Source organism: Spongiactinospora rosea (genome assembly GCF_003315795.1).
Classification (GTDB): domain Bacteria; phylum Actinomycetota; class Actinomycetes; order Streptosporangiales; family Streptosporangiaceae; genus Spongiactinospora; species Spongiactinospora rosea.
This window is the reverse complement of the sequence record NZ_QMEY01000003.1, coordinates 210,289-233,999: the sequence shown is the minus strand read 5'-3', so window position 1 is coordinate 233,999 and position 23,711 is coordinate 210,289. Positions and strand designations below refer to the sequence as shown.

The 23,711-nt window shown below is 71.5% G+C and carries 23 protein-coding genes; 15 read left to right on the top strand and 8 right to left on the bottom strand.

Annotated elements, in window-relative coordinates; all coding sequences use genetic code 11:
* The first annotated feature begins 86 nt into the window (after positions 1–86).
* The 8 genes from DP939_RS09705 (at position 87) to DP939_RS09670 (ending at position 10,155) form a co-directional block, all read left to right on the top strand.
* Positions 87–1,367 carry a beta-ketoacyl-[acyl-carrier-protein] synthase family protein gene (locus tag DP939_RS09705; protein WP_113980295.1) on the top strand — a complete coding sequence of 427 codons (1,281 nt, stop codon included), beginning with the start codon at positions 87–89 and terminating at the stop codon, positions 1,365–1,367.
* Positions 1,364–2,674: a ketosynthase chain-length factor gene (locus DP939_RS09700; protein ID WP_404828583.1), complete on the top strand. Its 1,311-nt coding sequence runs from the start codon at positions 1,364–1,366 to the stop codon at positions 2,672–2,674. Before DP939_RS09705 ends, DP939_RS09700 begins: the two co-directional genes overlap by 4 nt.
* Positions 2,675–2,932: an acyl carrier protein gene (locus tag DP939_RS09695; protein ID WP_113980293.1), complete on the top strand. Its 258-nt coding sequence runs from the start codon at positions 2,675–2,677 to the stop codon at positions 2,930–2,932. It begins immediately after the preceding gene.
* 58 nt (positions 2,933–2,990) lie between these two features.
* Entirely contained in the window at positions 2,991–4,856 is a 1,866-nt protein-coding gene (asnB, locus tag DP939_RS09690) for an asparagine synthase (glutamine-hydrolyzing) (RefSeq protein WP_113980292.1), read from the top strand.
* 21 nt (positions 4,857–4,877) lie between these two features.
* A complete protein-coding gene (gene accD / locus DP939_RS09685; protein WP_225878132.1) occupies positions 4,878–6,611 on the top strand; it encodes an acetyl-CoA carboxylase, carboxyltransferase subunit beta in 1,734 nt (577 codons plus the stop codon).
* A gap of 98 nt (positions 6,612–6,709) precedes the next feature.
* Positions 6,710–7,255, top strand: coding sequence for an acetyl-CoA carboxylase biotin carboxyl carrier protein (locus tag DP939_RS09680; RefSeq protein ID WP_113980291.1), 546 nt, complete (start codon positions 6,710–6,712; stop codon positions 7,253–7,255).
* A complete protein-coding gene (locus tag DP939_RS09675) occupies positions 7,252–8,622 on the top strand; it encodes an acetyl-CoA carboxylase biotin carboxylase subunit (RefSeq protein ID WP_113980290.1) in 1,371 nt (456 codons plus the stop codon). Before DP939_RS09680 ends, DP939_RS09675 begins: the two co-directional genes overlap by 4 nt.
* A gap of 156 nt (positions 8,623–8,778) precedes the next feature.
* A complete protein-coding gene (locus DP939_RS09670) occupies positions 8,779–10,155 on the top strand; it encodes a sensor histidine kinase (protein ID WP_113980289.1) in 1,377 nt (458 codons plus the stop codon).
* A 39-nt stretch (positions 10,156–10,194) separates the two neighbouring features.
* Here DP939_RS09670 and DP939_RS09665 read toward each other — a convergent pair whose 3' ends face one another.
* Entirely contained in the window at positions 10,195–10,983 is a 789-nt protein-coding gene (locus tag DP939_RS09665; protein ID WP_113980288.1) for an AfsR/SARP family transcriptional regulator, read from the bottom strand.
* Positions 10,984–11,310: 327 nt separating this feature from the next.
* Between DP939_RS09665 and DP939_RS09660 the strand changes: the two genes are divergently transcribed.
* Positions 11,311–11,760 carry a PPOX class F420-dependent oxidoreductase gene (locus DP939_RS09660; protein WP_113980287.1) on the top strand — a complete coding sequence of 150 codons (450 nt, stop codon included), beginning with the start codon at positions 11,311–11,313 and terminating at the stop codon, positions 11,758–11,760.
* 642 nt (positions 11,761–12,402) lie between these two features.
* Entirely contained in the window at positions 12,403–13,065 is a 663-nt protein-coding gene (locus DP939_RS09655; RefSeq protein WP_113980286.1) for a response regulator, read from the top strand.
* A gap of 107 nt (positions 13,066–13,172) precedes the next feature.
* On the opposite strand, the gene DP939_RS09650 is transcribed toward DP939_RS09655, so the two are convergent.
* Entirely contained in the window at positions 13,173–13,985 is an 813-nt protein-coding gene (locus tag DP939_RS09650; protein WP_158578526.1) for an ATP-binding cassette domain-containing protein, read from the bottom strand.
* A 266-nt stretch (positions 13,986–14,251) separates the two neighbouring features.
* Between DP939_RS09650 and DP939_RS09645 the strand changes: the two genes are divergently transcribed.
* The gene (locus DP939_RS09645) at positions 14,252–15,592 is read left to right on the top strand and encodes a sensor histidine kinase (RefSeq protein ID WP_113980284.1); all 1,341 of its coding nucleotides are present in this window, start codon (positions 14,252–14,254) and stop codon (positions 15,590–15,592) included.
* The gene (locus DP939_RS09640; RefSeq protein ID WP_225878131.1) at positions 15,582–16,235 is read left to right on the top strand and encodes a response regulator; all 654 of its coding nucleotides are present in this window, start codon (positions 15,582–15,584) and stop codon (positions 16,233–16,235) included. The genes DP939_RS09645 and DP939_RS09640 overlap by 11 nt, the downstream gene beginning before the upstream one ends.
* Before the next feature lie 40 nt (positions 16,236–16,275).
* On the opposite strand, the gene DP939_RS09635 is transcribed toward DP939_RS09640, so the two are convergent.
* Positions 16,276–16,929: a TetR/AcrR family transcriptional regulator gene (locus tag DP939_RS09635; protein WP_113980283.1), complete on the bottom strand. Its 654-nt coding sequence runs from the start codon at positions 16,927–16,929 to the stop codon at positions 16,276–16,278.
* 142 nt (positions 16,930–17,071) lie between these two features.
* On the opposite strand from DP939_RS09635, the gene DP939_RS09630 reads away from it, so the two are divergent.
* From DP939_RS09630 to DP939_RS09620, 3 genes are all read left to right on the top strand, one after another.
* Positions 17,072–18,064: an ATP-binding cassette domain-containing protein gene (locus DP939_RS09630; protein WP_113980282.1), complete on the top strand. Its 993-nt coding sequence runs from the start codon at positions 17,072–17,074 to the stop codon at positions 18,062–18,064.
* Positions 18,065–18,898, top strand: a complete 834-nt coding sequence (locus DP939_RS09625; protein WP_113980281.1) for an ABC transporter permease — start codon at positions 18,065–18,067, stop codon at positions 18,896–18,898.
* A 66-nt stretch (positions 18,899–18,964) separates the two neighbouring features.
* Entirely contained in the window at positions 18,965–19,591 is a 627-nt protein-coding gene (locus DP939_RS09620; RefSeq protein WP_113980280.1) for a TetR/AcrR family transcriptional regulator, read from the top strand.
* Positions 19,592–19,754: 163 nt separating this feature from the next.
* Here DP939_RS09620 and DP939_RS09615 read toward each other — a convergent pair whose 3' ends face one another.
* The 5 genes from DP939_RS09615 to DP939_RS09595 form a co-directional block, all read right to left on the bottom strand.
* The gene (locus DP939_RS09615) at positions 19,755–20,537 is read right to left on the bottom strand and encodes an SRPBCC family protein (RefSeq protein WP_158578525.1); all 783 of its coding nucleotides are present in this window, start codon (positions 20,535–20,537) and stop codon (positions 19,755–19,757) included.
* Entirely contained in the window at positions 20,530–21,054 is a 525-nt protein-coding gene (locus DP939_RS09610; protein WP_225878130.1) for a PPOX class F420-dependent oxidoreductase, read from the bottom strand. Before DP939_RS09610 ends, DP939_RS09615 begins: the two co-directional genes overlap by 8 nt.
* A 174-nt stretch (positions 21,055–21,228) precedes the next feature.
* Positions 21,229–22,248 carry an acyltransferase domain-containing protein gene (locus tag DP939_RS09605; RefSeq protein ID WP_225878129.1) on the bottom strand — a complete coding sequence of 340 codons (1,020 nt, stop codon included), beginning with the start codon at positions 22,246–22,248 and terminating at the stop codon, positions 21,229–21,231.
* The gene (locus tag DP939_RS09600; protein WP_450097537.1) at positions 22,245–23,297 is read right to left on the bottom strand and encodes a methyltransferase; all 1,053 of its coding nucleotides are present in this window, start codon (positions 23,295–23,297) and stop codon (positions 22,245–22,247) included. The genes DP939_RS09605 and DP939_RS09600 overlap by 4 nt, the downstream gene beginning before the upstream one ends.
* A gap of 87 nt (positions 23,298–23,384) precedes the next feature.
* Positions 23,385–23,675 (bottom strand): antibiotic biosynthesis monooxygenase family protein, encoded by a 291-nt coding sequence (locus tag DP939_RS09595; protein WP_113980277.1) that lies wholly within the window; start codon positions 23,673–23,675, stop codon positions 23,385–23,387.
* Between the last annotated feature and the right edge of the window lie 36 nt (positions 23,676–23,711).

The window sequence follows — 23,711 nt, the reverse complement described above, 5'->3', positions numbered from 1 at the left end:
CCGCCTTGAAGGGCGGGGGCGACTCTCGGTCCTGGTTGGTCCGGCCGACGAGACGCCGGGCCGTGGGAGCGGCAGAAGGGGACGACGTGTCAGCAACGCGCGACACCCGCCGTGTCGTGGTGACCGGTATAGGCGTTGTCGCACCGGGCGGCGTGGGCACCAAACAGTTCTGGGATCTGCTCACCGCGGGGCGGACGGCTACGCGTACGATCTCGTTCTTCGACGCGGCGCAGTTCCGATCGAGAGTGGCCGCGGAGTGCGACTTCGATCCCGTGGCCGCCGGCCTGACGCAGCGGCAGATCCGCAAATGGGACAGGACCACGCAGTTCGCCGTGCACGCGGCGCGCGAGGCGCTGGAGGACAGCGGGATCATCGGTGAGACCGACCCGGTCAGGACCGGCGTCATGATCGGCACCGCGTGCGGCATGACCATCAGCCTCGACCGGGAGTACGCCGTGGTCAGCGACCAGGGCTCCACGTGGCTGGTGGACCAGGCCCACGGCGTGCCCTACCTCTACGACTACTTCCTGCCGTCCTCGATGGCGACCGAGGTCGCCTGGCTGGCCGAGGCGGAGGGCCCGGTCGGCATCGTGTCCACCGGCTGTACGTCGGGGATCGACGTGGTGGGCCACGCGACGGACCTCATCCTGGACGGCGAGGCCGATGTGATGGTGGCGGGCGCCTCGGACGCGGCGATCTCACCGATCACCGTGGCCTGTTTCGACGCCATCAAGGCCACCACCGCGCGCAACGACGACCCGGCGACCGCGTCGCGGCCGTTCGACCTGACGCGCGACGGATTCGCACTCGGCGAGGGGTGCGCCATCCTCGTACTGGAGGAGGCCGAGCACGCCCGACGGCGCGGCGCGCACGTCTACGCGGAGATCGCGGGGCACGCGGAGCGCTGCAACGCCTTCAGCATGACCGGCCTGCGCGCGGACGGGCTGGAAATGGCCGACGCCATCCGCGGCGCCCTCGACCGGGCCAGGCTCGATCCGAGCGACATCGGCTACGTCAACGCGCACGGCTCGTCGACCAAGCAGAACGACAGGCACGAGACGGCGGCGTTCAAGGCGAGCCTCGGCGCGCACGCGTACGAGACGCCGATCAGCTCGATCAAGTCGATGATCGGCCACTCGCTCGGCGCGATCTGCGCCCTGGAGGTCGCGGCCTGCGCGCTGACCATCGAGCACTCGGTGATCCCGCCCACGGCGAACCTGCACACCCCGGACCCCGAGTGCGACCTGGACTACGTGCCGCTGGTCGCGCGGGAGCAGCGGGTGAACACGGTGCTCAGCGTCGCCAGCGGCTTCGGTGGTTTCCAGAGCGCGATGGTGCTGACCAGGCCCGGATGGAGAACGACGTGAACGACCATGCGGCCACGACGCAGGCCGGGACCGGGGCGGGCCGTCCCGTGCCGAGGGCCGCGTTCGTGCCGGTGATCACCGGGCTCGGCATCTGCGCGCCGAACGGGCTCGGCACGGACGCCTACTGGGCCGCCACGCTGCGCGGTGAGAGCGGGCTGGAGCGGATCACCCGTTTCGACCCATCGGGCTACTCCGCCGTGATCGCGGGCCAGGTCGACCTCGACCCGGGCCGGCACCTGCCCAGCAGGCTGCTTCCGCAGACCGATCACATGACGCGGCTGGCGCTGATCACCGCACAGTACGCCCTGGCGGACGCGGGCGCGGATCCGAAGACGATGCCGGACTTCGCGGCCGGTGTGATCACGGCGGCCTCGGGCGGCGGCTTCGAGTTCGGGCAGCGGGAACTGGAGGCCCTGTGGTCCAGGGGCAGCCAGTACGTCAGCGCCTACCAGTCCTTCGCCTGGTTCTATCCGGTCAACACCGGCCAGATCTCCATCAGGCACGGGATGCGCGGGCCCGGCGGCGCGCTGGTGAGCGAGCAGGCGGGCGGCCTCGACACCGTCGGCAAGGCACGCAGGCATCTGCGTGACGGCACCTCACTGATGATGGCCGGCGGCGTGGACGGCTCGTTGTGCCCGTGGTCGTGGCTGTGCATGATCAGGTCGGGGCGGGTGAGCACGGCGACCGACCCGCGTGCCGCCTACCTGCCCTTCGACGCCGGGGCGCGTGGCCACTCCCCGGGGGAGGGCGGCGCGTACCTCATCCTGGAGACCCCTGAGCACGCGGCCGAACGGGGCGCCCGCTCCTACGGGGAGGTCTCCGGATACGCGGCCACGTTCGATCCGCGTCCCGGCTCGGGGCGTCCTCCGGGGCTGCGCCGCGCGATCGAGCACGCGCTCGCCGAGGCGGGCCTGGAGCCGGGCGACGTGGACGTCGTGTTCGCCGACGCCGCCGGGCTCCCCGAGCTCGACCGCGCCGAGGCGGAGACGCTGAGCGCCGTGTTCGGCCCGCGCGGCGTGCCCGTGACGGCCCCCAAGACCATGACGGGGCGGCTGCTCGGCGGCGGCTCCGCGCTCGACCTGGCCACGGCGGTGCTCGCGCTGCGCGACGGCGTCATCCCGCCGACCGTGAACGTCTCCAGGCCCGCGTACGAGGATCTCGACCTCGTACTGGACACCCCCAGGCACGCCCCGCTGCGCCGCGCCCTCGTCGTCGCGCGCGGCCACGGCGGGTTCAACTCGGCGATGGTCGTGACCGGCCCGCCGAACCCAAGCCGACGGCAGGAACAACGAGAAGGGATCGGATAAATGGCCGGTTTCACCGTGGAAGACCTGACCAGGCTGCTGCGCGAGTGCGCGGGCGAGGACGAGGACGTGGACCTCGACGGCGACATCGTCAATGTGACCTTCGAGGAGCTGGGATACGACTCGCTCGCGCTGTTCAACACCGTGAGCCGCATCGAGCGCGACCACGGCGTCACCCTGGACGACGACATCGTCACCAACGCCAAGACGCCGGGTGACCTGCTCCGTGTCGTCGGCACCGCGCTCGGGCGGTCCGCGTGACGCGGCGCCCCCATCGCATCACACGGCAGCCCGATCACCGGGCGAGGAGTGACCGGACATGTGTGGAATAACCGGCTGGGCGGACTTCGGCCGCGACCTGTCGCGGAGCATGGCGACGGCTCGGGCGATGACGGACACCCTGGCGTGCCGGGGACCGGACGACGAAGGGCTGTGGGAGTCCGGCCACGTCATCCTCGGGCACCGGCGGCTGGCCGTGATCGACCCCGGCGGCAGCCGCCAGCCCATGACCGCCGCCGAGGACGGCGTCACGCTCGCTGCGCTCAGCTTCTGCGGCGAGGTCTACAACTTCCGCGAGCTGCGCGCGGAGCTGAGCTCGCACGGGCACCGCTTCCACACCGGCGGTGACACCGAGGTGGTGCTGCGGTCCTACCTCCAGTGGGGAGCGTCCTTCGCCGAGCGTCTGAACGGCATGTTCGCCATCGCGATCTGGGACTGCAGGAGCGAGGAACTGCTGCTCGTACGGGACCGGATGGGCGTCAAGCCGCTCTTCTACCACCCGACCCCGCGCGGCGTGCTGTTCGGCTCGGAGCCCAAGGCGATCCTCGCCAACCCCGACGTGCCCCGCCGGGTGGGCGCCGACGGCCTGCGCGAGGCCCTCGACATGGTGAAGACCCCCGAGCGGGCGGTCTTCTCCGGCATGTACGAGGTGCGGCCCGGCCAGCTCGTCCGCGTACGCCGCGAGGGGCCGGACGGGAGCCGCCTGACCAAGAGCCGCTACTGGGCTCTCGAAGCCAGGGAGCACCCCGACGACCTGCCCACCACCATCAGGACGGTACGCGAGCTGCTGGAGGACACGGTCTCCCGCCAGCTCATCTCCGACGTGCCGCTGTGCTCGCTGCTGTCGGGCGGGCTGGACTCCTCCGCGGTTACCGCGCTCGCGGCCAGGGCCCTGGCACGGGAGGGCCGCGGGCCGGTGCGTTCGTTCTCCGTGGACTTCGCGGGATCGGCCGAGCGGTTCAGCGCCGACGCCGTGCGCGGCGCGCCCGACGCCCCTTTCGTCCGCGACGTCGTGCGGCATGTCGCGGCGGAGCACACCGAGGTCGTACTGGACAGCGTCGAGCTCGCCGCCCCCTCCGTGCGCAGCGCGGTCCTGCGGGCCACCGACGCGCCGCCGGCGTTCTGGGGTGACATGTGGCCCAGCCTCTACCTGCTGGCCCGCGCGGTGCGGCGGCACTCGACGGTGGCCCTGTCCGGCGAGTCGGCCGACGAGTTGTTCGGCGGCTACCGCTGGTTCCACAATCCCGGAGCCACGCACGCCGACACCTTCCCCTGGCTGACCTCGGGTTCCTCCCGCTACTTCGGCGGGCTCGGCCTGCTGGAGCGCGGGCTGAAGGAGAAGCTGGACATCCCCGGCTACCGCCTGGCCCGCTACCACGAGGCCCTGGACGAGGTGCCCGCGGTGGCGGGGGAGGACGAGCGGGACCGGCTGATGCGCCGGATCACCTACCTCAACCTGACGCGGTTCGTGCAGACGCTCCTGGACAGGAAGGACCGCATGAGCATGGCGGCCGGCCTGGAGGTGCGGGTGCCGTACTGCGACCACCGGCTCGTCCAGTACGTCTTCAACGTCCCCTGGCACATGAAGACGTTCGACGGCAGGGAGAAGAGCCTCCTGCGCGCGGCGGTGGCCGACCTGCTGCCCGAGTCCGTCGTCACGCGGGTCAAGACGCCCTACCCGGCCACCCTGGACCCGGGCTATGAGAAGGCGCTGCGCGGCGAACTGGCCGCGATCCTGCGCGACCCGGACGCTCCCGTGCGCCCGCTGCTCGACCTCGACAAGGCGCACCGGGCGGCGGCCCGCGACGTCGGGGAGGTGAGCCGCCCGTACGACAGAGGCGGCCTGGAGATGGCCGTGTGGCTCAACCAGTGGCTGAGCGCCTACGACGTGGTCCTGGACCTGTGAGCGCCCCGCGAGGAAGGCCCGATGACTGAGACATCGATGACACCGACTTCGATGACCCCGATGACGCCGATGACACCGATCACCGGCAAGGTGCGGACGCGGCACACGGACGTCGCCGCGTGGGTCCAGTGCCCGCGCTGCCTGCACCTCGTGTACGGCAGGCGGCTGGACCGCAACCTGAACGTGTGCCCCGAGTGCGGCGACCACCGGCGCATGACCGCGGTCCGGCGGCTGGACCTGCTGCTCGACCCGGGTACCGGCGAGCCGCTGGGCCTGCCCGTACGCGGCGCCGACCCGCTGGGCTTCGTGGACTCCAAGCCGTACCCCGAGCGGCTGCGGGCCGCGCGGGAGGCCACCGGCCTGCGGGAGGCCGTCGTCTGCCGGCGCGGTGCGATCGAGGGCAACCCGGTGATCGTGGCCGCGATGGACTTCGGGTTCATGGGCGGCAGCCTCGGCGCGGACGTCGGCGAGCTGATCACCAGGGCGGCGGAGACCGCGCTGCGCGAACGCCTGCCGCTGCTGATCGTCACGGCGTCGGGCGGGGCGCGCATGCAGGAGGGCGCCGTCTCGCTGATGCAGATGGCGAAGACGAGCCAGGCGCTCGGCCAGCTCGACGAGGCCGGCGTCCTCACCATCGCGCTGGTCACCGACCCGACGTACGGGGGGGTCGCGGCCTCGTACGCCACGTTGTGCGACGTCATCGTCGCCGAGCCGGGCGCGCGGCTGGGCTTCGCCGGGCCCCGGGTGATCGAGCAGACCATCAAGGAGCGGCTGCCCGAGGGCTTCCAGACGGCGGAGTTCCTGCGCGAGCACGGCATGATCGACGTGGTGTGCCCGCGCGCCGGCCTGCGCCCGCTGCTCGGGCGCCTGCTGTCGATCGGCACGCGCTCCCCCGTCCCGGGCACCGGCGCCCTCGACGCGGGCGCCCCCGCCCCCGGCACGATCACCGTCGGCGCGGGCGCCCCCGCCCCCGACCCCTGGCGGACCGTACGCGAGGCCAGGGACGTCGCCAGGCCGACCGCGCTGGACTACTTCGTCCGGGTCCTCGACGTCTTCGAGGAGTTGCACGGTGACCGGCTCTCCGGCGACTGCACGGCCATCGTCGGCGGCCTCGGGCGGCTCGACGGCATCCCTATGGTCGTGATCGGGCAGCAGAAGGGCAACACGCTCGCCGAGCTGAACGCGCGCAACTTCGGCATGCCCACGCCGTCGGGGTATCGCAAGGCGGCCCGGCTGATGCGGCTGGCCGCCAAGCTGGGGCTGCCGGTCCTGACCCTCGTGGACACCCCGGGCGCGTACCCGGGGCGTGAGGCCGAGGAGCAGGGCCAGGCGGTCGCCATCGCCGAGAACCTGCGGCTGATGGCCGGGCTGCCGGTGCCCATCGTCACCGTCGTGACGGGAGAGGGCGGCAGCGGCGGGGCCCTGGCCCTGGCCGTCGCCAACCGCGTGCTGATCTGCTCCAACGCCGTCTACTCGGTGATCAGCCCTGAGGGGTGCGCGGCGATCCTGTGGAAGGACGCCGCCGCCGCGCCGCGGGCGGCGGCCGCTCTACGGCTCACGGCGGGCGAACTGCTCGCCCTCGGCATCGTGGACACCATCATCCCCGAACCGGAAGGCGGCACGGCCGGCGCGCCCGACCTGGCGGCGAGCCGTCTGCGCGATGCCGTGCTGGGGGCGCTGCGCGAGCTGCTCGGCCTGGATCCCACCGAGATCGTGAGGCGGCGCCGCGCGCGCTTCCGCGCCTTCGGGACCTGACCGGAGGATCCCGCCGCAGGGCCTGACCGGCGGACCGGCAGGCCCGAGCGGGGCACCTGATCGCGAATGTGCAGGAAACCAATCAACGAGGGGGTCACATGAAGAGCGGGCCGACGGAGGAGGACGTCCTTCGAGACGTCCAGCGCACGGAGGAGAGCATCCTCCGCGAGGTCCACCGCGTTGCCGCGGAGTTGATGTCGTCGGCGTTCACGTCGCCCGCGAAGGCGCTCCCCGCTCGTATCTCGGTACGTGCCGGTGACGTCGCCGTCGAGGTCGACTGGCCGGACGCCGGCGCCACCGCCGCGGGGCCCGCGGCCCCGCACGCCGCCCCCGGCGGCGTCACCGCCCCCGGTCGCATCGCCGGCGAGGGCGACCACGGGGGCCGAGAGGACCACGGCGACGGGCTGCACTACATCCGCGCCGGCACCGTGGGCACCTTCTACCACGCGCCGGGCCCGGGGGCGCCGCCCTTCGTGAGCGAGGGCGATCTCGTCCAGGCCGGCCAGCAGGTGGCGATCCTGGAGGTGATGAAGCTGATGACCCCGATACAGGCCGACCGGGCGGGACGGGTGGAGAAGATCCTCGTGGCCGACGGCGAGCCCGTGGAGTACGGGACACCGCTGATCGCGGTGGTGTCCTCGTGAGCCCGCCGTTCGGCAAGGTCCTGATCGCCAACCGCGGCGAGATAGCGCTCCGGGTGCTGCGGACCTGCCGGGATCTCGGCATCGCCGCCGTCGCGGTGTACTCCACCGAGGACCGCGACTCGGAGGTCGTCAGGCTGGCCGACGAGGCGATCCACATCGGGCCCGCGCCCGCCAAGCGCAGCTATCTCGACATCGCCGCGATCATCCAGGCCGCCGCCCAGTCGGGGGCCGACGCCGTGCACCCCGGCTACGGGTTCCTGTCCGAGGACCCCGACCTCGCCGAGGTGTGCGAGAAGGAGGGGTTCGTCTTCGTCGGCCCGCGCGCCTCCGTGCTCGCCGGTCTCGGTGACAAGTCGGTCGCGCGCGGGCTCATGGCGGGGGCGGGGCTGCCGCTGCTGCCGGGCAGCCTCGAACCGCTGGCCGGTCGGGCCGCCGCCGAGCGCACGGCGGCCGAGATCGGCTACCCGCTGATCGTCAAGGCGGTGGCGGGCGGCGGCGGGCGGGGCATGCGGGTGGCCCGCGGCCCGGAGGATCTCGCCGCGGCGTACGGGGAGGCCAGGACCGACGCGCGGGCCTTCTTCGGCGACGACCGCGTGTTCATGGAGCGCTACCTGGAACGCGCGCGGCACGTCGAGGTACAGGTGCTGTGCGACGCGTACGGCGGCGGCGTGCACCTCGGCGAGCGGGACTGCACCATCCAGCGCCGCCACCAGAAGCTGATCGAGGAGACCCCGGCGCCCGGCCTGCCCGCGGAACTGCTCGACGAGATGCGCGCGGCGGCCGTGCGCGGCGCCCTGGCCGCCGGATACACGGGCGCGGGCACGTTCGAGTTCCTCGTGGACGACCAGAACCGGTTCTACTTCATGGAGGTCAACGGCCGCATCCAGGTGGAGCACCCGGTCACCGAACTGGCGACGGGCGTGGACCTGGTCCGCGAACAGCTCAGGATCGCGGCCGGCGAGGCGCTGGGGTTCGGGCAGGACGCCATCACGCCGGGGGGCGCGGTCATCGAGTGCCGGGTGAACGCCGAGGACCCCGACCGCGGCTTCGCGCCCGCGCCCGGCGTGCTCACCGAGTTCCGCCCGCCCGGCGGGCCGTTCGTGCGCGTCGACACCCACGGCTTCGCCGGGCTGAGGATCTCGCCCGCGTACGACTCCCTGCTCGCCAAGGTCGTCGTCTGGGGCGAGGACAGGGACACCGCGATCCGCAGGATGCGCCGAGCGCTCGGCGAGTTCCTGGTGGCGGGAAAGGGTGTCAAGACGACCATCCCGTTCCTGCGCCAGGTCCTCGACCACCCGGACTTCCGCTACGCCCGGCACACAACCGCCCTCGCGGAGAGGATGACCGCCCGCGCCACGCCCCGGTAAGGCCGCTTCTCCCTGTAATGGCAATTCCACAACCTGTCACGACGGCCGCCGCGCGGGGGGCCGTCCCGCAGGCGAATTGAGCGGTCGCCACCGGTTCCGCTTTGTTTGCGCGGCACATAGTGTTGAAAGGAATGACAACCCAATACGGGGGTGCGGATGGCCGCCAGCAATGCCGACCTCATCATGTCGTCCCGGGCACGAATCAGGGAAATAAGCGGGCAGGCGATCCAGGAATTAGCCGGTCCGCTTTTCGATGAGCGTAACCTGCTCGACGAGTTCCTCACGCAGATCGACGCGATCGTCGCCGAAGTCGCCGACGATCTCCGCCGGTCCTCCTGCGCAACATCCGTATCACTGGCGTGCGGGCACGGCGCCGGCTCCCGCGGCCGGGCCGATCCGGAGCAGGGCCGGATCTTTTCCGGTCAAGAGCGGATTTCGCTGGAACCGGTGCGGAGAATTGCCGCGTCGGCCGCACGACGGAAACTGCCCTTCGAGGAGACGGTCCGCGCGCTGGACGAGGCCTTCACCGCGATGACCGACGCCACACTGGAACTGATGGCAGGTAACGACGCCTCACCACGGGAGTTGGGATATGCGGTAAGGGCGCTGAACCGCGCCGTGCAGGCGCGGATCGGGGCCGTGTCCGCGGCCTTCGTCGACGCGCGGCTGCGCGAAAGCGCGCAGGCGGAGGTCCAGGAGCGGCACAGGATCGCGCGCGATCTGCACGACAGGGTGGGCAACGAGCTCGGGGTCGTCTACCAGAACCTCGAACTGTGCGGCACCTCCGAGGGCGCCCGGAACCTCCACAGGGTCGTACGGGCGCAGGAGGCCACCCAGCGTGCCATCGAAGGGATCAGGGAGATGACCGCGCAGATCCGTACGCCACGGGTCAGGATCCCGCCGCTGACAGCCGGGATCCGCGAAACGTTGACGGAGTTCCTGCGGCACACCGACCCCGGCGACACCGACGTGCGGATCACCGTGTCGGGTGACGAGAGCCTCGTCCCGCCCGAGGCCCTGGCCGCGGCGAGCCTGGTGATCCGCGAGGCGCTGCGCAACTCGCTGAACCACGCCTCGGCCGGGAACGTACGGGTGTGGGCGCAGATCACCTCGGCGCGGCTGCTGGCCTTCGTGACCGACGACGGCAAAGGCTTCGACGTCGGCCAGGTGATCGAGCCATGGACCGAGGACCCGCGGACCAGGGGCACGTGGACCGGCGACACGTGGGACGACGGCTTCTGGGACGACGGCCCACCGGCGGACGGCCCACCGGCGCGCAGATCACCGGTGGGCGGCCCACCGGACGGCCCCCCTCGCCACGGCCCGCCCGGCTGTGGCCGCCCGGCGAAAGACGTCCGGTGGAACGGCGCCCCGGGCGGCCGGGCGGGCCACGGCGGCCCGTGGGACACCGGGCCGCTCACGCGCCTAGGGATGACGTCCATGCGGGAGCGGGTGGACCTCCTCGGAGGGAGCTTCACCGTGACCAGCGTGATCGGGAAGGGAACGCGAGTCGAGCTGTCGATTCCTCTGTGAACCGCCCCGATCACCGGCCGCCGCACACTCGCTGAGCCGTTACCGCAGCTCCAGCGACAGTTCCCGGCTCGGACGCCGGTCCAGCGTCAGCACCATCTGGTGAACGCCCTGCAGCTCCGCCGACGGGTCGAGGCCCAGCTCGCTCTTGAGGATCATGCGCATGTCCCGGTACGCGTGCAGGGCCTCGCCCCTGCGGCCCGCCTTGCTCAGGGCGATGATGAGCTGCCCGTGGAACCACTCGTTCAGTGGATGAGAGACGATCAGTGACTTCAGCTCGGCGATCAGCTCGCGGTGGCGGCCCAGCCGCATGTCGGCGGCGACCCGCAGTTCGAGTGCCGTGGTGCGCTGTTCCTCCAGGTTCGCGGCGTAGCTGCGCAGCAGCGGGCCGCAGACGACGTTGGCGAGTACGGGCCCTCGCCACATCCCGGTGGCCTCGGCGAGCATGCGCGAGGCCTCCTTCACATGGCCGCCGGCCAGCAGCGACCTGCCACGGTCGAGCAGCCCGGAGAACACCCGGGCGTCGATGTGGTCCTCGTCGGCCCGCAGCATGTAGCCCGGGAATCGGGTGAACAGGACATCGTCGGCGCCCTTGTTCGGCCGCAGCCGGGAGAGCGTCTTCCTGAGCTGATACACGTACGTCTGGGCGGTCGTGACCGCGCTCCTCGGTGGATCGGCCTCCCAGAGTTCCTCGATGATGGCATCGAGCCCGACGACCTGATTCGCTCTGAGGGTCATGAGCGCGAGCACCTGCCGCACTTTAGGAGCGCTTGGCGTGCTATTCTCTCCGTCGATTGTAAGCTCGAACTGGCCAAGTAGGTTAAATTTCATCTTATCCCGCCGATTCCCCTGTCGACGCATTCTCCGGTCGTTTACGCATTGTCAAGCTAACCGCTCTCGATGGCTCTCTCAAGGGACGTACGACTTAGTTTCGAAAAGGCAGTACAACTTCGATGGAATGACTACCTCTTTCGATGTACAACCGTCCCCATGGGCACTCTCAGGATGTTGCCATGGCCTGGCCGACCCTTACGTCGAGGCTGACTCAAGGCGTGTTGGAGGGTCACTTCCCACAATTGAAGATCCTATCTAGGCTACGTGGCGCCCGCATTGTCGATCCGGCGGATCGCCTCGCGAAACGCCGATGGGATGGCTGTCATGACGCATACTCAGGAACGGAACGCCTTCCTCGACCTGCTGCGTTCGGGAAGCGGGGGGCGGGGCGTGCTCATCACGATCAAGCGCGACGGCAGGCCGCAGCTCTCGACCGTCGGCTTCAGCTACGACGACGCCGAGGGCGTCATCCGCATCGCCTCCACCGAGGACCGCGCCAAGTCCAAGAACCTCAAGCGCGACCACCGCGCCAGCTTCTACGTGACGGCCGAGGGCTTCGGGTCGTACGTCGTCGCGGAGTGCACCGCGGAGGTATCCCCCACGGCCACCGCCCCCGACGACCCCGTCGTGGACGAACTCATCCAGATGTACCGCTCCACGCAGGGCGAACACCACGACTGGGCGGAGTTCAGGGCCTCCAAGGTCGCCGACAGGCGTCTCGTCATCCGCCTGCGGGTGGAACGGACGTACGGCTTCATCATGCCGGGAAGATGATCCACTGACCCGCTCCACACCCCATCGCCACCACCACGACCGAGCAGCAACGGGTTCGGCCAGCGGCGCCGAACCGGAATCGCCCACGGTGGCCAGGCCGTCAGCGGCCGGCCACCGTGGGCGATGCTCTGAGGCCGTACGGCGAGATTTCAGCGCCGTACGGCGAAGGGCCGCCGGGTCCCGTCCCCTCAGTTCACCTGTGACCCAAGGTTTTTCGGAGAGACCAGAAGCGGACAACGGCCGCCCGCGATCACCATCGCGAATCGCCTGGTCACCGTGCGGCTTTCCGTGGTGGGAGGCGTCGGCCGGGGACGCTCGGCCCCGGCGCCCGAGACGCCCGCCTCGAACCGATGCTCGGATTACCTGTGGACTTCGCCGGATTCGCATGCAATTGTCAGCACGTATATCGCATGCGATCCGCGCTGCGAACGGGGATGAGCAGATGCGACACGTGGGTCCGGTACGGCCCCATCGTTGATGCCCTTCTCCTGCGTTGGCCGCGTCCTCGTGAAACACCTCGCGCATTCTGCTGCGGGCCTGTTCGGAACCACCGCTGCCGTCGCCGGGCTGGCCGCCTCGCCCGGCGCAAACGTTCACACCTGGCCCAGCGGCATGCCCGCCTGGCGAGATGAGAGGAGCGAGATGGTGGGAACAGAGAGCCAGATCGACATTCTGATCGTTGATGACCACACACTCTTCCGCGAGGTCCTGCGAGACTCCCTCCAAGCCGAACGCGGCTTCGTCATCGCAGGAGAGGCCGAAGACAGCGCCGCCGCCGTCGCCGTCGCCGTCAAAAAACGCCCGAAAATCATCCTCCTCGACGTGGAAATCCCCGGCGACGACGACGTCACCGAACGCGTCCGCCGCATCACCCAAGCCGCCCCCACCTCACGCATCCTCATCCTGACCATGCACGACGACCCCCAGCTCATGTGGAGCCTGCTCGCCCTCGGCGTCCGCGGATACCTCCTCAAAAACGCCTGCCGCCTCGAACTCGTCTCCGCCATCCGCAGCATCGCCACCCAGGAAAGCCGCGTCGTGCTGTCGGTCTCCCCCGCCACCCTCACCCCCAACGGCAACCCCCGCCCCGACGGCGTCTCCCGACGCGAACGCGACGTCCTGGAACTGGTCGCCGAAGGACTCAGCAACATCCAGATCGCCAGCCGCCTGTCCATCGCCGAAGGCACCGTCAAACGCCACCTGTACAACACCTTCACCAAACTCGGCGCCGCCTCCCGCATCGACGCGGTCAACCGGGCCATCGCGGCATCGATCATCTCTCCCAGCAGGGCACGGAGGGGATGAACCCTCCGCGCCCCGCGGGGCCGCCCACCACACCACAGGCCGGACACCCACCCCGGCCACACCCCGGGCACGGCGGACCACCGACGACGCCACACCCACGCACACCTCTACGCAGGCGTCTCCTCGCCGCCGGCGCCATCCTCACCGGCGGCGACGAGCGCGCGTACCCGGTCGGTGGTCGGGTTCGACAACACCCCGGCCACCCGCCCGCCGCACAGGGACACCACGGTGTCGGCCCGCGCCGCCCCGGCGGGGTCATGGGTCGCCATGATCACCGCCGGCCCGAGCCTCGTCGCCGCCTCCCGCAGCACCAGCGGCAACACCACCCGCGAAGCCTCCCGCCACCCCTCGTGCTCACCCGAACCGATGCCCTCACCAGGGACGACGACCTCGCCGCGGTGCGAGCCCTCCGCGGGGTCGGCGAAGACGATCTCCGGCCGCCGTACCAGCGCCTTCGCGCAGGCGATCCGCACCCACACCGACGGCGGCACCTCCGCCGTCCTGTGCGTCTGCAAGCCGGCCAGCCCGGTGGTCTCCAGCACCGCCTCCACCCACGCGCCGTCGGTCGTGCGCCCGTCCACCCCGGCCGGGATCGTGACGTTCTGCCGCACGGTCAGCGACGGAATCAGATCCCGTTCCTTCGCCACGAACCCGAACCGCTCCCGCCGCAGCCTGGCCAGCCGTGCCTCGTCCAGCAGCGCCAGGTCGACGTCCCCGGCGAGCACCCGGCCCGCGTTCACCGGGTCGAGCCCGCCCAGGCAGCGCAGCAGCATCGACGCGCCCGACCGGGACGGCCCCGTCACCGCCGTGAAACGCCCGCGCGGTACCGACAGCGTCACATTGTCGAGCAGGGCCACCTCCGCTCCGCCGACCACACCCGCCCTCCGCACGCCTTCGGCCCGTACGGCGATCGGAAGCATCCTCAGCGCGGGACGGCTCATTCCCGGCCTCGCGAAAGCTCGGTCATCACTGACCTCCAGGGGGGATACACGTGGCCGGGGAATCTTCATCTCCCCATTCGACCCGCAGGACCCACCGCCATGACAGCGTGTTAGGTAGGAAGTTGGACCTACGAAAGTCGGTTCTCCGCACCTCGTTGGCATCTTGCTGGGCGAGCCCGCCTGGTGGTCGGCGGCGCCGGCCGCGGGGATCGGTGGGGTCGGGAGAAGGATCTACTGTGGCCCTTATGAGGCCTACGGTCCGGGTGTCCGGGCGCGACCGTCTCCTCGACGCCGTGATGGCGCTCAGCGCCGCGGCCCTCGGCATCGCAACGGTGTTCAGTTCGCCGCCGGTGATGCCATCGTCCAAGGTGATGCTGATCGTCAACGTGGTCCTGGCCGGGGCCCTGCTGCTCAGGCGGCGCGCCCCGCTGGCGCTCCTCTGGATCGCGGCCGTGGCCACCGTGGTGATCTTCACCGTCGATCAGGCCGCGCCTGGCGTGCTGATCGCTCACGGACCCGGCCTTGACGCCGGCTCCACCATCCCGCCGATCACCCCCTTCGCCGCGTACACCGCGCTGGCCCAGGGCGGGCGGCGGCGTGCCGCGCCACCGGTCGCGCTGCTGATCCTGTTCGCCGCCGCGCCGTGGGAGTCCATCTCGCTCCACCGGCTCATTCCGAGCCTCTCCCAGGCCGCGGTCTTCGTCGCCGGTCCCGCGCTGCTCGGCATGTACGTCTACGCGCGGCAACGGCTGCTCCGCTCCCTCATCGAGCGCGCCGACAGGGCCGAGCGCGAGCGTCACCTGCTGGCCGAGCGGGCCAGGGCGGAGGAGCGGGCCCGGCTGGCGGCCGACATGCACGACATCGTCTCCCACCGGGTGACCCTCATGGTCCTCCAGGCCGGCGCCCTCAGGGTGACCGCCGACAACGAGCGGATCCGGGCGGCGGCGGAAAGCCTGCGCACCACCGGCTGCCAGGCGCTTGAGGAGCTGCACGACATGATCGGGCTGCTGCGCGCCACCGCCACCCCCGGCGAGGGCGGATGCCGGCGCGACGGCGAGACCGAGGACGTGAACGAAGACGCGAGCGACGGGGGCGACGGGAGCGGGGACGACGAGGGCGGTCGCGCGTCGCAGGACCGCGAGCGGCCGATCCCCGTGCCGGACGTCAGGCCCCTGATCGCGGAGTCCGAGAGCGTGGGCGTGCCGATCGAGCTGGTCGAGGAGGGCGACGCGGGCCTGGCGTCGCAGGTGGTGGCGCGGACGGCGTACCGCGTCGTGCAGGAGGCTCTGACCAACGCGCGCAAGCACGCGCCGGGCGCCAAGGTACGCGTGCTGCTGCGCCACCGGCGCCAGTGGGTGGACGTGAGCGTGCGCAACACCGAGCCGACGTGCCCCGGGGACGCCGAACTGGTCGCCACCGGCGGCGGCATGGGGCTGATCGGCCTGCGCAGACGGGTGGAGCTGGTCGGCGGCACGCTGCGCAACGGCCCCACCTCCGACGGGGGCTACGAGGTCGAGGCGAGCCTCCCCACCTGGGGTTCCCTCGGCGAGTGGAGCGAGGCACAGGGAGCGGCCGGTGAAACGTGACAGGACCCGGGTGCTGCTGGTCGACGACGAGGTGATGGTCTGCGCCCACCTGCGCGCCATCCTGTCGGCGGCCGAGGACATCGAGGTCGTCGACGAGGCGTACGACGGGGCGGCGGCCGTCGAGTCCGCCGTGCGGCACCAGCCCGACGTGGTGCTCATGGACCTTCGCATGCCGGGCGTGGACGGGCTGACCGCGATCAGGCACATCCGCGCGCTCAAGCGGCCGCCCGTCGTCGTGGCGCTCACCACCTTCGACACCGGACACCACGTCACGCAGGCGCTGCGCGCCGGCGCGGCCGGCTACCTGCTGAAGAGCACGCCGCCGGAGGACCTGGTCGAGCTGGTACGCGTCGTCGCGAGCGGGCACGTCGTGCTCTCGTCGGCGGCCAGCGGCAAACTGCTGGCCACCTCCGGCATGAGTTCGGCCGAGCACGACGACCGGCTGGCGCTGATCAGGGAGCTGACCGAGCGCGAGACCCAGGTGATGGCCTGCCTCGGTGAGGGCCTGTCCAACGCGCAGATCGCGGCCAGGCTGCACCTGACCGAGGCCACGATCAAGGGCTACGTCTCCCGGCTGCTGGAGAAACTGGGCTGCGCGAACCGCTCGCAGGCCGGGTTCCTCGCCCGCGACGCCGGTCTGTGACCGCTGATCGTCACGGCCGGGGCCGGGGAGGGCGGCTTTCCTAGGAGCCGCACTCCGGGCAGTGCGAATGCGCGCGGACGATCAGCTCGGCGGCCTCGCGGGCGATGGCCGTGCGCTCCTCGCCGGTGAGCGGCTGGGTGCCGTACAGGGAGCGTACGCGGGCCTCCGTCGCCACCAGCCGCACGAACTGGCGGGCGGCTCGCCCCGGGTCGGGTACCGACAACTCGCCCGCCCGGTCGCGTTCTGCCAGGTAGCCGGCGATGGCCTTGGACGCCTCCTGGGCCGCCTCGCTGCCGCGCCAGGACCGCTGGAGCTCCGGGTGGTGGGTGAGTTCGGCGATCGTCAGCCGGTGCAGGGCCGCGACCTCGGGCGACAGGATCGAGTTCAGCACCCGCGTACCGATGGGCGTCAGGTAGCCGACCACGTCGCCCGAGCCCTCGGAGGGCGGCTCCTGCTCCTCCGCCCCGGAGCCGCCCGCCTGGCGGGCGGCCTCGACCGCTGCCAGGAAAAGGCGCTCCTTGCTGCCGAAATGACCGTAGACGGTCTGCTTGCCCACCCCGGCCACGGCGGCTATGGCGTCCACGCTCGCCCGGGAGTAGCCCTCTCTGAGGAACACCTCGATCGCGGCCTGGAGGATCGCCCGGTGTTTGGCCGGAGAACGGCGGTGCCCGGCGCTGATGTCCACCTCGTCCATGAATGCACCTAACGTCTTGCGAGACGGAACCGGTCCGTCTAGCATCGAATCGAGACTAGACGGACTGGTCTCGTTTAACAGCCGAGGATAACCGGCTGCTGCTCACATATCGAGAGAAACGGCGCGCCGCACAGGGGGCAGCATGAGCACACGCCTGAACGGGGCGGCGATCGTGGCCGAAGGGCTCTGGAAGCGCTTCGGCACGACCGTCGCCCTGCGCGGACTGGACGTCGAGGTCCCGTCCGGATCGGTGTTCGGCCTGCTCGGGCCCAACGGCGCGGGCAAGACGACCTTGGTGCGCATCCTGTCCACGCTCACCCGCCCCGACGCCGGGCGCGCCCGCGTCGACGGCCTGGACGTGGTCAAGGACGCGGCCAGGCTCCGCTACCGGATCGGGCTCGCGGGCCAGTACGCGGCCGTGGACGACACGCTCACCGGGCGGGACAACCTGGTCATCTTCGGCCGGCTCTCGCACCTCTCGCGCAAGGTCGCCCGGGCCCGCGCGAACGAACTGCTCGAAAGTCACGCCCTGGCGCACGCGGCGGACCGGCCGGTCCACACGTACTCGGGCGGCATGCGCCGCCGCCTCGACCTGATAGCCAGCCTGATCGTCGTACCCCCCGTGCTGTTCCTCGACGAGCCGACGACCGGGCTCGACCCGCGCAGCCGCACCCAGATCTGGGACACCGTGCGCGAACTGGCCATGACCGGCACCACCGTGCTGCTCACCACCCAGTACCTGGAGGAGGCCGACCGGCTCGCGGACCGCATCGCGGTGATCGACATGGGCCGGACCGTCGCCTCCGGCACGCCACCCGAGCTCAAGGCCACGATCGGCAACCGGCTGGACGCGGTCGTCGCCGACGAGGCGGCGATCCCGGCCGCGAGCGAGGTGCTGGCCCGGCTCGGCGACGGCGAACCGCACGTCGACCGGGCGGAGCGCAGGGTCAGCGTCTCCGTCGCCGACGACGCGGTGACGCTGACCACGGCGATGTACGCGCTGGACCGCGCGGGCGTCACCGCCGAGGACCTCGCGCTGCGCCGCCCCACCCTGGACGAGGTGTTCTTCCGTCTCACCGACGGCTCGGCGCCGGGGAGCCCGAGCGCCAGCCCGGCCGTGAAGGACATGGTCTGAATGGCCGCGCTCACCTCCCGCGAGCCGCCGGCCTCGATCGGCGGCACGATCCGCTGGGCGCTCACCGACGGCGTGACCGTCGTCCACCGCCACCTGCTGCGGCTGCGCAGGTCGCCGGGCGAGCTGGCGGGCGAGCTGATCTTCCCGGCCGCCCTGGTGCTGCTGTTCGGGTACGTCATGGGCAGCGCCATCACGGTCCCCGGCGGCGACTACCTCACGTTCCTCATGCCGGGCCTGTTCACCATGATGACGGTCACGAGCGTCGCGGCGACGTCGGTGGCCGTGGCGGGCGACATGGCCAGGGGTGTCACGGACCGGTTCCGCTCGATGCCGATGGCCCGCCTGGCCGTGCCGTTCGGGCAGACCGGCGCCGACATCCTGATCGGCGCGCTGGCCATCTCGATCATGATCGTCTGCGGCCTCGCGCTCGGCTGGCGCCCACAGCAGGGCCCGCTGCAGACGCTGGCCGCCTTCGCCCTGCTCATCCTGCTGAGGTACACGCTGAGCTGGTGCGGCGTGCTGGTCGGCCAGCTGGTCAAGGAGCAGACCGCCGACAAGCTCACCCCGCTCGTGTTCCCGGTCACGATGATCTCGAACGCCTTCGTCCCGACCGAGCACATGGTGCCCTGGCTGCGGACCATCGCGGACTGGAATCCGGTCAGCGCCGCCGTCACGGCGGCTCGCAGCCTGCTCGGGGACCCGGACACGAAGGTCCCCGCCGACGCCGCCTGGCCGCTCACCCACCCGATCGCCGCGACCCTGCTCTCGTCGGCCGTCATTCTGGCGGTGTTCGTGCCGTTGTCGGTACGCCGCTTCCGCACGGCCGACCGGTGATGATCCCAGAACGGGGCGGCATGAGCATGGGCCGGTGCCCGGCGCGGAAACCCGTAGTCTCTGACCATGGATCATGATGCCGGGGACCGCCGTTCGCCCGCCAAGCGCCGCGTCATCCTTGAGGCGGCCGCGCGGTTGTTCCTGAGCGAGGGGTACGCCAGGGTCAGCGTCGACACGATCGCCGCGCACGCGGGGGTGGGCAAGCAGACCGTCTACCGCCATTTCGGCAACAAGGAACGGCTCTTCCTCGCGGTCATCGCCGAGGCGCGGGCCGCGGCGTCCGACGTTCCCGGCGGATCGCCGCCGATGAGGCCCACCGGCGACCCGGTGGCCGATCTCCAGCAGGTGGGCGAGCGCCTTCTGCGCGTCGTCCTCTCCCCCACGGTCGCGGCGCTGCACCGGCTCACGATCGCCGAGCTCACCCACCATCCCGAGCTGCAGCAGTCCTGGCGGGAGACCAGCTCCGACACGATCCTGGAGGAGGCCGGCCGCTACCTTGAGTCGGCCGGCGCCGTGGGGACGCTGACGGTCTCCGATGCCGCCCGCGCGGCCCGTCAGTTCGTGCTGCTGGTGGCCACCGAGGGCCGGATGCGTTCGCTGCACGGTACGCAGCCCCTCTCCGACGCCGAGATCCGTGAGATCGCCCGCCAGAGCGCGGAGCTGATCGTCGCGGCCCATCGCCCCGCGCGCTGACATGCCGGCGCCCGGCCCGGGGATCCCGGACCGGGCGCTTTCTTCGGGCGTCCGAGTCGTTTCATCCTGACCCGGGCACCTTGTCCCCCGCCTGGCCCAGGCGTCCTTGTTCCGCGCCGTGCCTCTGGCGGGCTTCAGAGTGATCAGGGGGTGGCGCCGGTGATCATGCGCCGATCGCGCGCAGCTGCGTCAGGAGCGCGTCATCGAGGGCCTTGCGCCCGACCTCGTCCACGATCGCCTGGTCGAACGTCGCGGTGCGCCGCGCCGTGACCCGTGTGCCCGACCCATCGGCGGTCAGTTCGTACTCCCCCGTGAGCGCGTTCATGCCCGGCAGCTGCCGGTCGGGCCGCCTCTTGTAGACGACCCGCTCGAACGGCAGGCCCACCTGCATCCAGTCGGTCTCGTCGCCGGCCTCCCCCGCGAGCAGCCGCTCGTACACGCGTTCCACGTCCGCGGGGATCACGACCGATCGCTCGCAGGTCACCGTGCGAGCGCGGATGTCGTCGAGGTTGCGGGCCAGCTCGACGAGGTACTTGAGCTGCCTCGGCACCCTCTCCTCGAAGTCGTCCTCGATCGGCGCGGCGGCGGCGGGGTCGTCGTCCACCACCTCGAAGTTGTGCATGACCCACACGGCGGTCGAGTCGCCGCGCTGGGTGAAGGTCCACTCGCCGCCCATCTGGCGCACCGGCGGACTGGTGTGCAGGTGCTCAAAGACGATTCGGTACGGCGGCCCGCTCCGCTCCTGCCAGACCGTCCATTTCTGGATGGCGCCGCCGTCGTTCGCCACCCAGCGCTCGACCAGGTCCCGCTTGCCGTCCCGCTTGATGTACCTGGCGTACACGTGCGGCGGGAGGAACTGCGGCGCCTCCTCCACGTCTCCGATCAGGCTGAACACCGTGCTCGCCGCGGTCAGCGGCACGTCGATCTCGTGGATGAGCTCAGGCATGGCGCGCTCCTTCGCGGTCCTCGCCACGGGCTTCGGCTTCGCCGTGGCCGTCGCGGTGCTGGATGTGCGGGTCCGCATCCCGGCCAGCGGCCTGAGCGGGCACGCGGCGGGAGTGGAACCCGGTCTGCCAGTGCGCCTCGATCCCCCACGAGACGATCCTGGTCGGAACGATCCTGATCAGCTCCTCGGCCGGGAATCCGGCGGCCCTGCCGCCCTCGGCGTACGCGGTCGCGAGGCCGCGGATCTCGATGCCGCGCGCCACCCACGGGTCGAACGCCACCACGTCGTCCACCACGAATGCGACCTTGGGGTTCGCCAGCACGTCGCGGTACTTGCGGCTGCCCGCGAGCGCGAAGCCGCCGATGTCGATCGTGTCCAGCTCGGCGTTGTAGTGGACGCCGACGGGGACGTTGTGCGGCGCGCCGTCCGCGCCCGCCGTCGCCAGGCGGCCGATCCGCTGGCCGTTCAGGTAGGCGATCTCCTTGTCGGTGAACACTCTGCCGGTCGTGACGCTCACGATGCCACCGCCACGCGCTCGCGGAAGCGGGAACCGACCGGGTCGCGCCTGAGGACGGGCCTCACGGCCGCGTCGATGTGCCGCGGCAGGTCGTCGAGTGTGGTTTCCATAACAGCGTCCATCTCTATGAGGTTTTCCGTGAGCTGGTCCGGGCGCGACGCTCCGGCGCCCGGTCTACCGCGCCGCCGGGTCGTGGGCCGCGAGCCGGTCGAGGGCCTCGTGCCACACCCGGGTGGTGCCCTCGGCGTCGGCGGGGAGGAGCGGGATCACCGCGCCGCGCCCCCGCCGTACGGCGGGATGGCGGCGGGCCAGCATCGACAGGCCCTGTCCCGGCCCCGCCTCGACCAGCGTGTATCCGCCGTCGGCGAGCAGCGCGTCGAGCGCGGGCCAGAACAGCACGGGCCCGGCGAGCTGCCCGGCCCAGAACGCGGGATCGACCGCCTGGCCGGGCCGCACGATACCGGCCGTGCGCGTCGACATGATCGGCACCGAGGGCGGGCGCAGCGGCACCCCGGCGAACCCGGCGGCGAAACGCCGGGCCGCCGAGTCCAGCGCGGGACAGTGGAACGGCTGGAGGGACGGCACCCGCCGGTACGGCACGCGCCCCTGGGTCAGGAGCCGCTCCACCTCTCGCAGCGCGGGCTCAGGACCGGCGAGCACGGTGTGCCTGGGCGCGTTCACGGCGGCCACCGCCACCCCGGCGGGGTCGCCCGCGGGCCCGAGGTACGGCGCGAGCTCGTCCTGCGCCGCCGCCACCGCGAGCAGGCCGCCGGGCGAGACCTCGGCCATCGCGGCCGACCTGGCGGACATCACGCGGGCGGCCCCCGCCAGGTCGAACACGTCGGCGACCGCCGCGGCGGCCAGTTCGCCGACGCTGTGCCCGAGCAGGGCCACCGGCCGTACGCCCCTGGCCATCACGTCTCTGGCGAGCGCGTGCCCCACGGCGAACAGCAGCGGCTGGGCCCGCGACGCGTCGTCCATGGGAACGCGCGGCGTGGAGCTCAGCCAGTCGGCGCGCATACGCGTGCCCTCGGCGCCCAGGTGCTCGAAGAACTCGTCCATGGCCGCGGTGAAGACCGGCTCCCTGCCGTACAGGGCGGTCGCCATCCCCTGGTGCTGCGACCCCTGGCCGGGGAACAGCAGCACGACCGGGCGGGCATCGGCCCGGTCGTGCACGTCTCCGGGGGTGGTCACGCGTCCCTCGCACCGTTTCCGCGAGCGCCGCCCTTCTCCGTCCCCGCGCCGCCCTCGGTCTCCACGATGCTCTCGATGAGGTGCAGGTAGGAGTTGACCGGCTCGACACGGAGAACGCGCAGCCCCGCCTCACCGGCCAGCGCGACGAGCCCGTCCCTGGTGTGCTTCTTGCCGCCCACGTTGAGAAGCAGGAGCAGGTCCATGGCCGTGGTGAAGCTCATCTCCGGGCTGCCGTCCACGAGGTTCTCGATGACGATGACCCGAGCGCCCGGCGGGGCGGCGGCGGCGACGTTGCGCAGGGTGCGCACGGTGCTCTCGTCGTCCCATTCGAGGATGTTCTTCAGGATGTAGACGTCGGCGCGGACGGGGATCTCCATGCGGCAGTCCCCCGGCACGAGCCTGGCCCGCGCGGCGAGCGCGCCGCCGTCCCGAAGCCGCCCGTCGGCGTTCGCCACCACCTCGGGGAGGTCGAGGAGCACCCCGTTGAGCGTGGGGTGCCGCTCCAGCAGCGTCGCCAGCACCAGCCCCTGACCGCCGGCGATGTCGGCGACGGTGTGCGCGCCGCTGAGATCGAGGGTGTCGGCGATGGCCCGCGCGGACAGGCCGCTCGACTGGGTCATGGCCCGGTCGAAGACCTCGGCCGACTCGGGCGCGTCGGCGTGCAGGTAGTCGAAGAAGTCCTTGCCGTGCAGGTCGAGGAAGACGCTCTTACCCGTGCGCACCGCCTCGTCGAGCCGCGGCCAGACCTCCCACGTCCATGGTTCCGTGCTCCACAGCACGTTGTACTTGATGCCGCGGGGAGCGTCCTCGCGCAGTGACCGCGACAGCTCCGTGTGGGCGTAGCGGCCGTCGTCCTGCTCGGTGAAGACACCCCTGGCGGCCAGCGCGCGCAGCAGCCGGCGCAGCGCGCCGGGCTCCGCGCCGACCGTCCGCGCGACATCCTCCACCGCCGCAGGCGTGTCGCCGACAGCGTCGGCGAGCCCCAGCCTGACCGCCGCGCGGACCGCGGCCGCGTAGGCGGCGGCGAGCATGAGCTCCCGCATTTCCATGACCGCCCGCGGGGGGCCGCCAGGAGCCGTTTCCGTCATCGCATCCAGCCTTTCTCGCTCGGAGTCGCCGTGGACGGCCGCGGGCGCCTAGCCGACCTGCTGGGAGACCAGCTCGAACGGGCCCGGCTCCGCGGTGGCCAGCTTCATGACAGGCCCGACGAGGGCGCGGAAGCCGTCACGGCCGACGGCCTGCTTGTGCGACCCGCCGTCGTCCCACTCGGCGGTCTCCACGTAGACCTTGGGGTCGTTGCTGGACCGGTAGAGCTTGTAGGAGCGGAAGCCCGGCTGACGGGACATGTACTCGGTGATCTTGCCGAGCAGTCCCTCGAACTCGGCGGCGTCGCCGCTGACCGTGAAGCGGTTGATGAACGTGTACATCGTTCTCCTCCTGGCTTACCTGTGGGTGGATGTGCT